General features: G+C 42.6%; 10 protein-coding genes, 5 tRNA genes and 5 pseudogenes. 17 read left to right on the top strand and 3 right to left on the bottom strand.

The annotated features are described in order from the left end of the window. The first annotated feature begins 114 nt into the window (after positions 1-114). From DXA05_RS04810 to DXA05_RS04820, 3 genes and pseudogenes are all read left to right on the top strand, one after another. Positions 115-857: pseudogene (locus tag DXA05_RS04810) on the top strand (polyprenol monophosphomannose synthase). Then, a complete protein-coding gene (locus DXA05_RS04815) occupies positions 854-2,194 on the top strand; it encodes a dihydroorotase (RefSeq protein ID WP_128858868.1) in 1,341 nt (446 codons plus the stop codon). The pseudogene DXA05_RS04810 and the gene DXA05_RS04815 overlap by 4 nt, the downstream one beginning before the upstream one ends. 246 nt (positions 2,195-2,440) lie before the next feature. Then, positions 2,441-2,910: pseudogene (locus DXA05_RS04820) on the top strand (low molecular weight protein-tyrosine-phosphatase). Here DXA05_RS04820 and DXA05_RS04825 read toward each other — a convergent pair. After that, a complete protein-coding gene (locus DXA05_RS04825) occupies positions 2,885-4,957 on the bottom strand; it encodes an HDIG domain-containing metalloprotein (RefSeq protein ID WP_015531725.1) in 2,073 nt (690 codons plus the stop codon). The pseudogene DXA05_RS04820 and the gene DXA05_RS04825 sit on opposite strands and share 26 nt — an antisense overlap. A 94-nt stretch (positions 4,958-5,051) precedes the next feature. On the opposite strand from DXA05_RS04825, the pseudogene gltX reads away from it, so the two are divergent. Further along, positions 5,052-6,568, top strand: a pseudogene (gltX, locus tag DXA05_RS04830) (glutamate--tRNA ligase). Between the two features lie 13 nt (positions 6,569-6,581). After that, positions 6,582-7,805, top strand: coding sequence for a glycosyltransferase N-terminal domain-containing protein (locus DXA05_RS04835; protein WP_128858869.1), 1,224 nt, complete (start codon positions 6,582-6,584; stop codon positions 7,803-7,805). 142 nt (positions 7,806-7,947) lie between these two features. Here DXA05_RS04835 and DXA05_RS04840 read toward each other — a convergent pair whose 3' ends face one another. Together DXA05_RS04840 and DXA05_RS04845 are read right to left on the bottom strand one after the other, a co-directional pair. Next, on the bottom strand, positions 7,948-8,469 hold the full coding sequence (locus DXA05_RS04840) for a gamma carbonic anhydrase family protein (RefSeq protein WP_004313451.1): 522 nt from the start codon (positions 8,467-8,469) through the stop codon (positions 7,948-7,950). Positions 8,470-8,615: 146 nt separating this feature from the next. After that, positions 8,616-10,395 (bottom strand): annotated as a pseudogene (locus DXA05_RS04845) (aminopeptidase P family protein). A gap of 187 nt (positions 10,396-10,582) precedes the next feature. On the opposite strand from DXA05_RS04845, the gene rpsU reads away from it, so the two are divergent. The 12 genes and pseudogenes from rpsU to rplK all read left to right on the top strand — a co-directional run bounded on the left by rpsU (position 10,583) and on the right by rplK (position 15,197). Continuing rightward, on the top strand, positions 10,583-10,774 hold the full coding sequence (rpsU, locus tag DXA05_RS04855; RefSeq protein ID WP_002558090.1) for a 30S ribosomal protein S21: 192 nt from the start codon (positions 10,583-10,585) through the stop codon (positions 10,772-10,774). A 73-nt stretch (positions 10,775-10,847) separates the two neighbouring features. Continuing rightward, positions 10,848-11,728: pseudogene (gene xerC, locus DXA05_RS04860) on the top strand (tyrosine recombinase XerC). Positions 11,729-11,744: 16 nt separating this feature from the next. Then, entirely contained in the window at positions 11,745-12,044 is a 300-nt protein-coding gene (gene raiA, locus DXA05_RS04865) for a ribosome-associated translation inhibitor RaiA (protein WP_004310895.1), read from the top strand. A 97-nt stretch (positions 12,045-12,141) separates the two neighbouring features. Further along, positions 12,142-12,215, top strand: a tRNA-Thr gene (locus DXA05_RS04870). An 85-nt stretch (positions 12,216-12,300) separates the two neighbouring features. Next, positions 12,301-12,383, top strand: a tRNA-Tyr gene (locus DXA05_RS04875). Between the two features lie 28 nt (positions 12,384-12,411). Next, a tRNA-Gly gene (locus tag DXA05_RS04880) sits at positions 12,412-12,484 on the top strand. Positions 12,485-12,494: 10 nt separating this feature from the next. After that, a tRNA-Thr gene (locus tag DXA05_RS04885) sits at positions 12,495-12,566 on the top strand. A gap of 51 nt (positions 12,567-12,617) precedes the next feature. Further along, positions 12,618-13,802, top strand: a complete 1,185-nt coding sequence (gene tuf, locus DXA05_RS04890; protein WP_004307553.1) for an elongation factor Tu — start codon at positions 12,618-12,620, stop codon at positions 13,800-13,802. 51 nt (positions 13,803-13,853) lie between these two features. After that, positions 13,854-13,926 (top strand) — tRNA-Trp (locus tag DXA05_RS04895). Positions 13,927-13,940: 14 nt separating this feature from the next. After that, positions 13,941-14,132, top strand: a complete 192-nt coding sequence (gene secE / locus DXA05_RS04900) for a preprotein translocase subunit SecE (protein WP_004296363.1) — start codon at positions 13,941-13,943, stop codon at positions 14,130-14,132. A 17-nt stretch (positions 14,133-14,149) separates the two neighbouring features. After that, positions 14,150-14,692 carry a transcription termination/antitermination protein NusG gene (nusG, locus tag DXA05_RS04905; RefSeq protein ID WP_004296362.1) on the top strand — a complete coding sequence of 181 codons (543 nt, stop codon included), beginning with the start codon at positions 14,150-14,152 and terminating at the stop codon, positions 14,690-14,692. A gap of 61 nt (positions 14,693-14,753) precedes the next feature. Further along, positions 14,754-15,197 (top strand): 50S ribosomal protein L11, encoded by a 444-nt coding sequence (gene rplK, locus DXA05_RS04910; RefSeq protein WP_004296361.1) that lies wholly within the window; start codon positions 14,754-14,756, stop codon positions 15,195-15,197. Positions 15,198-15,210: the final 13 nt, after the last annotated feature.

A 15,210-nucleotide genomic window follows, 5' to 3' on the forward strand; every position in this document is an offset into this window, starting at 1 on the left:
CGTTTCACACCAAGAAACAAAAGATTGCATTCTGCTCTTCACGTTAAATTTTCCTTAGTTCGGCTATAACTAAAGGAAAAGAACTACTTTTGTTTTAAATTTTATAGTATCTATATGCAGACATCGGATAGCATTGTAATTATCCTACCTATAATGAACGGGAGAACATAGAAAATATCATCCGTGCCGTATTCGGCCTTCCCAAAGTATTCCATATTCTGGTAATAGAAGACGGCTCTCCGGACGGAACGGCAACCATCGTAAAAACCTTGCAACAAGAATTTCCCGAACGGCTTTTTATGATTGAGCGTAAAGGGAAACTGGGATTGGGCACTGCCTATATTACCGGATTTAAATGGGCACTGGAACACGCATACGAGTATATCTTTGAAATGGATGCCGACTTCAGTCATAATCCGAACGATTTGCCCCGTTTGTATCAGGCTTGTTCGGAACAGGGTGGAGATGTATCCATCGGCTCCCGCTACATCAGCGGAGTAAATGTAGTGAACTGGCCGATGGGACGGGTATTGATGTCGTACTTTGCTTCCAAATATGTGCGGTTCATCACAGGAATACCCGTACACGACACGACAGCCGGATTTGTCTGCTACCGCCGTCAGGTACTGGAAATGATTGATTTGGATCATATCCGTTTTAAGGGATATGCTTTTCAGATTGAAATGAAATTCACCGCTTACAAATGTGGTTTTAAAATCATCGAAGTTCCCGTGATTTTCATTAATCGTGAACTAGGGACTTCCAAGATGAATAGCAGCATCTTTGGAGAGGCCATATTTGGTGTGATTAAATTAAAAGTAAATAGTTGGTTCCATAAATTCCCGCAAAAGTCATGAAACGTACACTGATTCAAAATGCCGTTATTGTTAACGAAGGAAGAAAAGTACTGGGTTCAGTAGTCATTGAAAATGAAAAGATAGCCGAAATATTGGTGGGTGAAGAAAAAGCAACTGCCCCTTGTGACGAAGTCATTGACGCAAGCGGGTGTTATCTCCTGCCGGGTGCCATCGACGAACATGTTCATTTCCGCGATCCCGGACTGACTCATAAAGCTGATATTACCACAGAAAGCCATGCCGCTGCAGCAGGAGGTGTCACTTCCATCATGGACATGCCCAATACAAACCCGCAGACTACGACGCTGGAGGCTTTGGAAGAGAAATTCATCCTACTAGGTGAGAAATCAGCTGTCAACTATTCCTGCTATTTCGGAGCAACGAATAATAACTATACCCAGTTTGCACAACTGGATAAACACCGGGTTTGTGGCGTGAAGTTATTTATGGGTTCAAGCACCGGCAATATGCTGGTAGACCGAATGGCCAGCTTGCGTAATATATTCGGCGGAACCGATCTGCTCATCGCCGCCCATTGCGAAGACCAGGGAATTATCAAAGAAAATACGGATAAATATAAGAAAGAATACGGAGACGATGTACCTCTGGCTCTTCATCCGCTTCTCCGTTCGGAAGAGGCTTGCTATCGTTCATCCGAGCTGGCTGTGCAACTGGCACGGGAAACAAATGCCCGCCTGCACATCATGCATATTTCCACCGCTAAAGAGTTGAGTCTGTTTTCCAACGTTCCTCTGGCACAAAAAAGAATTACAGCAGAAGCCTGCGTTTCCCATCTACTCTTTACGGAAGAAGATTATCAGACATTGGGTGCCCGCATTAAATGTAACCCTGCCATCAAGACTGCACAAGACCGGAAAGCCTTGCAAGAGGCTGTCAACAGCGGTCTGATTGATGCTATTGCAACCGACCATGCCCCACACTTGCTTAGTGAAAAAGAAGGAGGTGCATTAAAGGCAATGTCCGGGATGCCGATGATTCAGTTCTCGCTGGTCAGCATGTTGGAGTTGGCAGATAAAGGAGTGTTTACTATCGAAAAAGTAGTAGAAAAAATGGCTCATGCTCCCGCACAGATGTATGAGATACCAAACAGGGGATTCATCCGCAAAGGCTATCAAGCTGACCTTGTATTAGTACGTCCCGACTCCGAATGGACCGTTACCACAGACTGCATCTTAAGCAAATGCAAATGGAGCCCGCTGGAAGGCCATACATTCAACTGGAAGGTAGAGAAAACATTTGCAAACGGACATCTGTTGTATAACAATGGAGAAATAGACGAGTCTTATCGCGGACAAGAATTGTTCTTCGAACGATAAATGATAATTTTGCGGAGTGCCCTGAAAGGGCTTAATTATATAGCGTAGGGCAACGCCCTACGAAAAAAACACACCAGCCACAAGCCCTGAAAGGGCGGAACTGTATACAATTATGCCCTTTCAGGGCGCAAATTCAGATTGTCGTTTTTACGTAGGGTGTTGCCCTACGCTATATAATTAAGCCCTTTCAGGGCACTCCGCAAAATTATCATTTGACTTATTCTTGAATCTGTTAAAACTGAAATTATGAAAAAGATATTGTTTGTCTGCCTTGGAAATATCTGCCGTAGCTCTACGGCTGAAGGCGTGATGCTTCATTTGATAAAAGAAGCGGGATTGGAAAAAGAGTTTGTGATAGATTCCGCCGGAATCTTGTCTTATCATCAGGCGAACTGCCGGACAGCCGGATGCGTGCTCACGCGGCTCGTCGCGGTTATCAACTGGTGCATCGTTCGCGCCCCGTCCGTATAGAAGATTTCTATCATTTTGATTTGATAATCGGTATGGACGACCGGAATATAGACGACCTGAAAGACAAAGCACCTTCTCCCGAAGAATGGAAAAAGATTCATCGCATGACAGAGTACTGCACCCGTATTCCTGCAGATCATGTCCCCGACCCCTATTATGGAGGGGCCGAAGGATTTGAATATGTACTCGATGTGTTGGAAGACGCTTGCGCCGGCCTGCTTACTTCTTTAACTCCGGATAGCTGATCCGGGTATGATAAGCAATCTTTAGTTTTTCCTTGAATACAGCTTTCACAGTTGCTATATCCTTGAAAGTGATAGGACATTCCTTGAAATAACCTTCAGTAACCTGTGAGTCGATAATTTTGTCGACCAGGTTGCTGATTGTTTCTTCCGTATATTCCGGAAGACTGCGCGAGGCAGCTTCCACAGCATCCGCCATCATCAGGATAGCCTGCTCTTTGGTAAACGGGTTCGGTCCGGGGTAAGTGAACAATTCTTCATTCGGCTCTTCGTCCGGATGCTCGTTCTTCCAGGAAATATAGAAATATTTTGTTTTTCCCCGTCCGTGATGAGTGCTGATAAAATCTTTGACCGCTTTAGGCAGATTGTGTTTATCCGCCAGTTTCAATCCATCCGTCACATGGCTGATAACGACCTGTGCACTTTGTTCGTAATTCAAATTCTTATGCGGATTAACCCCTCCCGACTGATTCTCCGTAAAGAAAGCCGGATTTTCCATCTTCCCGATATCGTGATACAAAGCCCCCGTACGTACTAACTGGCTTTTTGCTCCAATGCGGATAGCGGCTTCCGCTGCCAGATTAGCCACCTGCATGGAATGTTGGAAGGTTCCGGGAACCGTTTCAGACATCTGCCGCAAAAGATCGTTATTGATATTCGAAAGTTCCACCAAAGTAACATTGGAAGTAAATCCGAAAGTCTTTTCCAATAAGAATAATAAAGGATAAGTGAACAATAACAGGATTCCGTTAATGATAAAGTAAGTGTACATACGTATATTCAACTTCGAAAAGTCGGTGGAAAGACCATTCTCCGTCATCAGTTCGAAAGCAAAATAAATGGCTGCATAAGTCAGTATCACTAATAAGGCCGTTCGGAAAAGCTGGGATCTCTGCGATAGTTCCCTTAGGCTGAATATCGCCACTAATCCCGCTGCCAACTGCGTCAGAATAAACTCATGAGGGAAGCGCAAGGAGATGGAGCATATCAATATAGTGATGACATGCGTCAGAAAAGCGGTTCTCGAATCAAGAAAGACACGGATGATAATCGGCAGCATCGCGTAGGGGATGATGTACACATTAAATATATTATGTGTCACCATGAAAGCCGTTATGACGCTGTAGAACACAATCAGGGTGAATAGTAACGACAGACTGCCTTTCCGTTGATAATAGTCTTTCCGGAATAAATCGAGATAGAGCATGAAACAAAGCATCAGCATACCCACAAACAGAACCTGACCACCGAGAATCAAACGGTTTTGTCCCATAGACTCGTTGCGTTTGATGGATTCTTTGCGCAATGATTCGAGGATATTATAGGTATGCGGACTAACGATCTCTCCACGGTCGATAATCTTCTGCCCGCTGACTACCAATCCGTTTGCCCAGGAATAATTATTTAATATCTCCTCTTTGGCGGCCTGGGTGCGCTCCTCGTCAAAAGTGAGGTTGGGAGTAATGTATTCGTTCAGCGCGCATTGCCTTAATACTTCCCGGTTGAAATGGGTCGAGTCTGCTGTTAACAGGTGTTCATACGCTTTCTTTACCGTGTAAATGTTTTCGGTAGCCTGCGGGTTGGCAAGTTTATCGTCAATCACCATGACGGATGAAGTGCTGTCTTTTTGAAGCTGTTGTATATTCTCTGTCGATACGATACCTGCCTGGTAGATTTCTTTTAAGGTACGCTCGATATACCGCAAGTAATCGATGGAAGGAAGAATTCCTTTCAGGTTGGTGTGATAATTCTCTTTCAGTTTGGCGATTGCATTTTTTTCGATGTCTTTATCCAATTGGTAATAAGGCTGGAAGAAAGCCATCAGACTGTCCTGCTCTCTTTTTACTACTGCATCCTCTTTATAAATAGGAAAGTCGAAAGTAGCGATCAGCTGCCCATATTTCCAGGGCTTATTGATGTCAAACTGGTAATTGAATTTTCCGTCACGTGGCAGGAAATAGACAATCAGCGTCACAGTGCCCACAAATAGCAGTGATTTATATAGTAAATCTCTCCATGAAAAACTTTTTTTCTTCTTCAAATGTTCCATATCCACTGAAATTTTTGCGAAAAGTACAAAAAAAAACAATAGTGTGGAAAAAAAGGTTTAATTTTGCCACGATTTACCTATACTAACCCAAATTATGGCAGAAAGAAAAGTAAGAGTTCGTTTTGCTCCAAGTCCTACGGGAGCACTGCACATCGGTGGTGTGCGTACAGCTTTGTATAATTATCTATTTGCGCGTCAACACGGCGGAGACTTGATATTTCGTATTGAAGATACTGATTCTAACCGGTTCGTTCCGGGAGCGGAAGAGTATATACTCGAATCTTTTAAGTGGTTGGGTATCCACTTTGATGAAGGAGTGAGCTTCGGTGGCGAATGTGGTCCGTACCGCCAGTCGGAGCGCCGCGAAATCTACAAGAAATATGTGCAGGTTTTGCTGGAAAATGGAAAAGCATACATCGCTTTTGATACTCCGGAGGAACTGGACGCTAAGCGTGCAGAAATTGCTAACTTCCAATATGATGCATCTACTCGCGGAATGATGCGCAACTCATTAACCATGCCGAAGGAAGAAGTGGATGCACTGATTGCTGAAGGCAAACAATATGTCGTTCGTTTCAAAATCGAACCGAATGAAGATGTACATGTGAATGACCTGATTCGTGGCGAAGTTATTATTAACTCGTCCATTCTGGATGATAAAGTGCTTTATAAATCGGCTGATGAACTGCGACTTACCATCTGGCAAATATCGTGGACGACCATTTGATGGGAGTTTCCCACGTGATTCGTGGTGAAGAATGGCTGCCTTCCGCTCCTTTGCATGTGTTGTTGTACCGTGCTTTCGGCTGGGAAGATACAATGCCGGAATTTGCCCACCTGCCTTTATTGCTGAAACCGGAAGGTAATGGAAAATTAAGTAAACGTGACGGTGACCGTCTCGGATTCCCTGTATTTCCGTTGGAATGGCACGATCCGAAATCGGGAGAAATCTCTTCAGGTTATCGTGAATCGGGGTATCTGCCGGAAGCAGTGATTAATTTCTTGGCTTTGTTGGGATGGAATCCGGGCAATGACCAGGAAGTGATGTCAATGGACGAATTGATTAAATTGTTTGATCTTCACCGTTGCAGCAAGTCGGGTGCCAAGTTCGACTATAAAAAGGGAATATGGTTCAACCATCAATATATACAGCAGAAACCTAACGAAGAAATTGCGGAACTGTTCTTGCCTTTCCTGAAAGAACATGGTGTAGAAGCTTCTTTCGAAAAGGTGGTGACTGTAGTTGGCATGATGAAAGATCGGGTAAGTTTCATCAAAGAACTGTGGGACGTATGTAGCTTCTTCTTCGTTGCTCCTACCGAATATGATGAAAAGACGGTGAAGAAACGTTGGAAAGAAGATTCTGCAAAATGTATGACCGAATTGGCAGAAGTGATTGCCGGCATTGAAGACTTTAGTATTGAAGGACAGGAAAAAGTCGTTATGGACTGGATTGCGGAGAAAGGTTATCATACAGGTAATATCATGAATGCTTTCCGTCTGACATTAGTGGGTGAAGGAAAAGGCCCGCACATGTTCGATATTTCCTGGGTATTGGGCAAAGAGGAGACGATAGCTCGCATGAAACGTGCGGTAGAGGTTTTGAAGTAATCGACACAGTACTATGCTTTACGACCTGGCAATAGTCATTTATGACTTTATCGTCCATTTGGCTGCTCCGTTTAGCCGTAAGCCCCGAAAGATGATGAAAGGGCATTGGGTGGTGTATGAACTCCTGCGGCAGCAAGTGGAGAAAGGGGAACAGTATATTTGGTTTCATGCTGCTTCACTGGGAGAGTTTGAACAAGGGCGCCCTCTGATAGAAATGATTCGTGCGAAGTATCCTGACTATAAGATATTGCTGACATTTTTTTCTCCTTCCGGTTACGAGGTGCGTAAACATTACCGGGGGGCGGATATTGTCTGCTATCTGCCGTTTGATAAACCGCGGAATGTGAAAAAGTTCCTGGATATTGCAAATCCTTGCATGGCGTTCTTTATTAAATATGAGTTTTGGAAGAATTATCTGGATGAGCTTCACAAACGCCGTATTCCGGTATATAGTGTATCGTCTATCTTCCGTCGCGAACAAATATTCTTTAAATGGTACGGTGGAACTTATCGCAATGTATTGAAAGATTTCGATCATCTGTTTGTTCAGAATGAGGCATCCAAACGTTACTTGTCGAAAATCGGTATCAGCCGTGTGACAGTAGTGGGAGATACCCGTTTTGACCGCGTGTTACAAATCCGTGAAGAGGCTAAAGAACTCCCGTTGGTAGAGAAATTTAAAGGAACCAATTCCTTTACTTTTGTTGCCGGAAGCTCATGGGGACCTGACGAAGATTTATTCCTCGAATATTTCAATAACCATCCGGAAATGAAACTGATTATTGCTCCGCATGTGATCGACGAGAATCACTTGGTTGAAATCATCGGTAAATTGAAACGTCCGTATGTACGCTATACTCGTGCCGACGAAAGGAATGTATTGAAAGCGGATTGTCTCATTATAGACTGCTTCGGACTGCTGTCCTCTATTTACCGTTATGGCGAAATAGCTTATATCGGTGGTGGTTTCGGAGTCGGTATTCATAACACATTGGAAGCGGCTGTCTATGGTATTCCGGTGATTTTCGGACCGAAGTATCAGAAATTTATGGAAGCCGTTCAATTGATCGAAGCAAAAGGCGCTTATTCCATCAAAGATTATGATGAACTGAAAACTTTGCTGGATCGTTTCCTGGCGGATGAATTGTTCTTGCGTGAAACCGGAACAAATGCCGGTTATTATGTGACTAGTAATGCCGGTGCTACAGAGAAGATAATGCACATGATTAATTTTTGATTAGAGGAAATAGTGTCGAAAAGAGATGAATCCAATGAATTCGCTTTTTGTAAAAAAACGGCTTTATAAAAAATCTTATAAAAACAGCGGGATGTTCTTTCATTAGAATGTCCCGCTGTTTTTATTAACTTGTTAGAGTCTGCTATTTATCTTCCTTATACCATTGCGAATACATCAAATAATTGTGAGCAATCTTCTGATTCAGTTCTTTGGCTTGTTCAGGATCTACCTTTTTAATGAATTTAGCGGGTACTCCTCCCCAAATACTTCCCGGCTCAATGATGGTATTGCTTAATACCAGAGAACCGGCGGCAACGATTGCTCCTTCGCCAACTACGACGTGATCCAGGACGGTTGACCCCATCCCTACCAATGCATAATCTTTGATGGTCGCCCCATGAATGGTGACATTATGCCCAACGGATACGTGATCGCCAATTTCAATAGTTGATTTCTGATATAACGTATGCAAGACACTTCCATCCTGAATGTTGACACCATTGCCGATTCGTATGGAGTTGACGTCACCTCTTAATACCGTATTAAACCAAATGCTACAATCATTTCCTATTTTTACATCTCCTATAATAGTTGCATTATCTGCGAGGAAGCAGTTTTCTCCGATTTCGGGAGTAAAACCCCGTACTGATTTAATTAAAGCCATATAATATTTGTTTCTAATAAAGTTTTTTATTTAATGCAGTTCTATGTTGTACGACACCGGTGTCGTGATGGATGAGACCCGGGTCTTGAGCAGTCTGACACCCGGGTCTCAGTATGCTTGACACCCGGGTGTCAGACAAGTTCTGTTTAAAGGGAAGCAGTCGCCTCTTGTAACCAAACTTTTTCTGCTTCGTTAAGATCCGGTGACAACTTCTCGTAGACAGTCTGATGGTAATTGTTTAACCATTCAATTTCTTCATTTGTCAGCATCTCCTTGATGATCCCTTTTTTGCAGATTGGGCATAAAGTGATGGTTTCAAACTTAAGATATTCTCCAAACATTCCCTCTCCATCTTTGCAAACCAACGTCAGGTTCTCCGTACGTATCCCGTGACTGCCTGCTTTATAAACACCAGGCTCATTGGAAGTAACCATGCCGGGCTGCAAAATGACAGGGTTCTCATTCATACGAATGCTTTGCGGCCCTTCGTGTACACTCAGGAAATGTCCGACGCCATGTCCTGTGCCATGAAGAAAATTCATTCTGTGGTTCCAGATAGGCATACGAGCTAGTACATCGAGCTGGGCTCCACGGGTTCCGGCAGGGAATTTGGCCATAGCCAACGCGATGTGTCCTTTTAATATAAGGGTATAATCCGTTTTTTCTTCTTCTGTAAGTTCGCCTAAGGCAATGGTTCGGGTGATGTCAGTGGTTCCGTCCAGATATTGGGCTCCTGAATCTAAGAGTAAGAACCTCTGGGCTGAAGAGTCACGTCACTTTCCGGGGTAGCTGAATAATGTACGATTGCCCCATGTTCTTTATATCCTGCAATCGTGTCGAAACTTTCCCCCATGTAGAGAGGCTGTGCAGCCTAAACTCATGCAACTTTTTATCTATACTTAATTCTGTCTCTTTTCCGGTAGATACGGATTCTTCTAGCCATTTGAGGAATTTGACGAGTGCTACTCCATCCCGTTGCATGGCAGCGTGGATGCCGGCGATCTCCTGCTCATTGCGAATCGCTTTCAATAATGCGACAGGCGACTCTCCACGAAGAATAGAACATTGCGGATTAATAGATGAATAGATAGAATAATTCGTTTTTCGTGGATCAATCAGAATGTTTTTTCCCGGAAAAGAATTCAGGAATGTCTCTACCTCATCATACTTCTGTATTCCAATCTGCCGTTCCTTTAGATAAGTCTCTACCTCTGCCGTCACTTTCTCCGGTGAAATAAAATAAGTCACTTCATCCTGTGTGATTAACAGGTAACTTACTATGACCGGATTGCAATGTACATCGTTTCCTCGCAAATTGAGAGTCCATGCGATCTCGTCGAGCGCGGATATGAATAAAGCATAGACACCTTTCTTTTTCAACTCCGTACGGATGGCGGATATTTTCTCTTCACAGCTTTTTCCTGCATATTTGATATCATAAATAAAGGCAGGAGAATCAGGCATGGCGGGCCGGTCTTTCCAAATGCTACTCAATGGATCTCCAAATATGTCGACCTGTAACTGATGTGCCGCCAGTTCTTCTTTCATCTGTTTGACCTGTTGCACAGAAAACATTTTCCCGTCGATACTTACAGATTCTCCAGGTTTTAAGTGTTGGCAGAGAAATTCTGTAATACTGGGAGTCTCCGGCAACATCTCTTTATATAAGGTAATGCCGCTGCCCTCCAATTCCTTCGTCGCTTGCAGAAAATAACGCGAGTCGGTCCATAATCCTGCTTTATCCATCAGGATAACCGCTGTTCCGGCAGAACCAGTAAAACCGGAAATCCACTCCCGTGACATCCAGTGGGGAGCCACATATTCACTAAGATGAGGGTCGGTGCTGGGAATAATGAACGCTTTGATAGAATTGGGATGAAAGGTCATGCGCAGTGCATGCACTCGCTCTTTTATGCTCTGTTTCATACTTTATTATATTATTATAGACATGTAAGTGTTTCAAAGGTACTAACTTTCTGCATTTAATAACTTGTTTATGAATAGTTTTTGAGAAATATTTGCCGAAAGTTTTGTGAATAAAGAAAGTATGTGTAATTTTGCGGCGCAATTTGACTGCGGAATTTTTTAATCATAACATATTAATAGTAACAAAATGATTGTAGTACCTGTAAAAGAAGGCGAAAACATTGAAAAAGCGCTGAAGAAGTTCAAAAGAAAATTTGAAAAGACTGGCATTGTAAAAGAGTTGAGAAGCAGACAACAGTTTGATAAACCGTCTGTAACTAAAAGACTTAAGAAAGAACGCGCAGTTTACGTACAACAACTTCAGCAAGTAGAAGATTAATAATTCGTAATTTCCTTTGAATTATTGAATTCTTTTCATACATTCGTTGCACGATTTTAGATGTAGCGATATTATGTTGATAGAATCTTTTCTTGATTATCTCCAGTATGAGCGGAACTATTCTGAAAAAACCGTTCTTGCGTACGGTGAAGATATAAAGCAACTGCAGGAGTTTGCTCAGGAAGAGTATGGAAAATTTAATCCGTTAGAGGTCGAGGCGGAACTGATTCGTGAATGGATTGTTTCATTGATGGATAAAGGGTATACCTCAACTTCTGTAAATCGTAAGCTAAGTTCGCTCCGAACGTTTTACAAGTATCTCTTGAGGCAGGGAGAAACGACTATAGATCCTTTGCGTAAAATAAAAGGACCTAAAAACAAAAAGCCGTTGCCTGTGTTCTTAAAAGAGAACGAAATGAATCGGTTGTTGGATGAGACGGACTTTGGTGAAGGATTTAAAGGCTGTCGGGATCGGTTGATTATTGAAGTGTTTTATGCTACCGGCATGAGACTTTCGGAATTGATAGGTCTGGATAATAAGGATGTGGATTTTTCGGCTTCTCTTCTGAAAGTGACCGGGAAAAGAAACAAGCAACGGCTGATTCCGTTCGGTGACGAACTGCAGGAGTTGATGCTTGAATATATTAATGTAAGAAACGAAACGATTCCGGAAAGGTCGGAAGCTTTCTTTATTAGAGAGAATGGTGAACGGCTTTATAAGAATCTAGTCTATAATTTAGTGAAACGGAACCTGTCAAAGGTGGCGACGTTGAAGAAAAAGAGCCTCACGTGTTGAGGCATACTTTTGCTACCACAATGCTGAATAATGAAGCAGAGCTGGGGGCGGTAAAAGAACTTTTGGGTCACGAGAGTATAACAACTACCGAGATCTACACACATGCCACATTTGAAGAACTTAAAAAAGTGTATAAACAAGCTCATCCAAGAGCTTAAAAAAAAGGAGGTAAGTATGGATGTTAGAATTCAATCAATTCACTTTGATGCGTCAGAGCAATTGCAGGCATTTATTCAGAAGAAAGTGTCCAAGTTGGAAAAATATTACGAAGATATAAAGAAAGTAGAGGTGTCATTAAAGGTAGTTAAACCAGAAGTTGCTGAAAACAAGGAAGCGGGCATTAAAATATTGATCCCAAATGGAGAGTTTTATGCAAGCAAAGTATGCGATACATTTGAAGAAGCAATTGATTTAGATGTGGAAGCACTCGGAAAACAGCTGGTTAAATACAAGGAAAAGCAACGTAGCAAATAAAAAAATCCCAAATATTTTGCGGGAAAGAAATAAATAACTAAATTTGCAGCCGTTTCGCTCGCGTTAGAACGTGACGGTTGCATTTTTTAGTAAGTTTGCCTCTTTAGCTCAGTTGGCCAGAGCACGTGATTTGTAATCTCGGGGTCGTTGGTTCGAATCCGACAAGAGGCTCAAAAAGAAACCGAAGAACAAAGATAGAACATCTGTCTTTATCATATTGTTTGAAAATAGTTCTTTTATTTCTTGATTTTGAAAAGGGCAAATACCAGAGTGGCCAAATGGGGCAGACTGTAAATCTGCTGGCTTACGCCTTCGGTGGTTCGAATCCATCTTTGCCCACAATCAGAGTGACAACTTTGGCAAGAATGCGGAAGTAGCTCAGTTGATAGAGCATTAGCCTTCCAAGCTGAGGGTCGCGGGTTTGAGCCCCGTCTTCCGCTCTCTTTTCTTGCTGTTATAGCTCAGTGGTAGAGCACTTCCTTGGTAAGGAAGAGGTCCCGGGTTCAAATCCCGGTAACAGCTCATAAAGGATGTAAATGCTGATTATTAATCAAATAAATAACAAGTAAAGCTATGGCTAAAGAGAAATTTGAACGTACCAAACCGCACGTAAACATTGGTACAATCGGTCACGTAGACCACGGTAAGACAACGTTGACAGCTGCTATCACTACTGTGTTGGCAAAGAAAGGTCTTTCAGAATTGCGTTCTTTCGATTCTATCGACAACGCTCCTGAAGAAAAAGAAAGAGGTATTACTATCAATACTTCTCACGTTGAATATCAAACAGCTAACCGTCACTATGCACACGTAGACTGCCCGGGTCACGCCGACTACGTAAAGAACATGGTAACTGGTGCTGCTCAGATGGACGGTGCTATCATCGTTTGTGCTGCAACTGATGGTCCGATGCCTCAAACTCGCGAACATATCCTGTTGGCTCGTCAGGTAAACGTACCTCGTCTGGTTGTATTCTTGAACAAGTGCGATATGGTAGACGACGAAGAAATGTTGGAACTCGTTGAAATGGAAATGAGAGAACTTCTTTCATTCTATGATTTCGATGGTGACAATACTCCTATCATCCGTGGTTCTGCTCTTGGCGCATTGAACGGTGTTGAAAAATGGGAAGACAAAGTTATGGAACTGATGGATGCAGTTGATAACTGGATTCCACTGCCTCCGCGCGATGTTGATAAACCATTCTTGATGCCGGTTGAAGACGTGTTCTCTATCACAGGTCGTGGTACTGTAGCAACAGGTCGTATCGAAACTGGTGTTATCCACGTTGGTGATGAAATCGAAATCCTTGGTTTAGGTGAAGATAAGAAATCAGTTGTAACTGGTGTTGAAATGTTCCGTAAACTGTTGGATCAAGGTGAAGCTGGTGACAACGTAGGTCTTTTGCTTCGTGGTATTGACAAGAACGAAATCAAACGTGGTATGGTTCTTTGTAAACCAGGTCAGATTAAACCGCACTCTAAATTCAAAGCTGAGGTTTATATCTTGAAGAAAGAAGAAGGTGGTCGTCACACTCCGTTCCACAACAAATACCGTCCTCAGTTCTACTTGCGTACTATGGACTGTACAGGTGAAATCACTTTGCCGGAAGGAACAGAAATGGTAATGCCGGGTGATAACGTAACTATTACAGTTGAGTTGATCTACCCAGTAGCATTGAACCCGGGTCTTCGTTTCGCTATCCGCGAAGGTGGACGTACGGTAGGTGCTGGTCAGATTACTGAAATTATCGACTAATACACAATAATTAATCAGTTCCCGGTTTTCCATCGGACTGATTATGTACACACGGGAGTAGCTCAGTTGGTAGAGCACCGGTCTCCAAAACCGGGTGTCGGGAGTTCGAGCCTCTCCTCCCGTGCTAATATTATTGAAATGAAAAAGGTAATAGCTTATATTAAAGAATCTTACGACGAACTTGTACATAAAGTATCGTGGCCTACGTATTCTGAACTTGCTAACAGTGCAGTAGTTGTTTTATATGCTTCCCTGCTTATTGCATTGGTAGTATGGGGTATGGATGTCTGTTTCCAGAACTTCATGGAAAAAATCGTTTATCCACATTAAAAAATTAGGAATTGAAAATGGCTGAGATTGAAAAGAAATGGTACGTTCTACGTGCTATTAGCGGTAAAGAAGCTAAGGTAAAGGAATATCTTGAAGCTGATCTTAAGAACAGCGACCTTGGTGAATATGTATCTCAGGTATTGATTCCTACTGAAAAAGTTTACCAGGTTCGCAATGGTAAAAAAATTGTGAAGGAAAGAAGTTATCTTCCTGGCTACGTTTTAGTGGAGGCTGCTTTGGTTGGTGAGGTCGCTCATCACCTGCGCAATACTCCGAATGTGATAGGCTTTTTAGGCGGCTCCGAAAAACCGGTGCCTCTCAGACAATCAGAAGTGAATCGTATACTTGGTACAGTGGACGAACTGCAGGAAACGGGTGAAGAACTCAATATTCCGTACGTAGTGGGAGAAACTGTAAAAGTTACTTTTGGACCTTTCAGCGGATTCAGTGGCATCATTGAAGAAGTGAATAGTGAAAAAAAGAAACTAAAGGTCATGGTGAAGATATTCGGGCGCAAAACACCGCTTGAATTGGGCTTTATGCAAGTGGAAAAGGAATAACGCGGAATTGTTACGCTGTTGTTGTTCTTCGTTTAATGTTTATATATAAATCAATAAAAAAATGGCTAAAGAAGTTGCTGGACTAATCAAGTTACAGATTAAAGGAGGCGCTGCAAATCCATCACCTCCCGTTGGACCTGCTTTGGGTTCTAAGGGTATCAATATCATGGAATTTTGCAAGCAATTCAATGCCAGAACCCAAGACAAAGCAGGTAAGATTTTACCTGTTATCATTACTTACTACGCAGATAAGTCTTTCGATTTTGTAATCAAGACTCCTCCCGTTGCTATTCAATTACTTGAAGTAGCTAAGGTAAAGAGTGGTTCTGCTGAGCCTAACCGTAAGAAAGTTGCCGAGCTTACTTGGGAACAGGTTCGTACGATTGCTCAGGACAAAATGGTTGACTTAAACTGTTTTACTGTGGAAGCTGCCATGAGAATGGTTGCAGGTACAGCTAGAAGTATGGGTATCGCTGTAAAAGGGGAGTTCCCGGTTAATAATTAATAAACTTCAATTG

The sequence above is a fragment of the Bacteroides sp. AM54-2NS genome, from assembly GCF_003602935.1.
Classification (GTDB): Bacteria; Bacteroidota; Bacteroidia; order Bacteroidales; family Bacteroidaceae; genus Bacteroides; species Bacteroides xylanisolvens.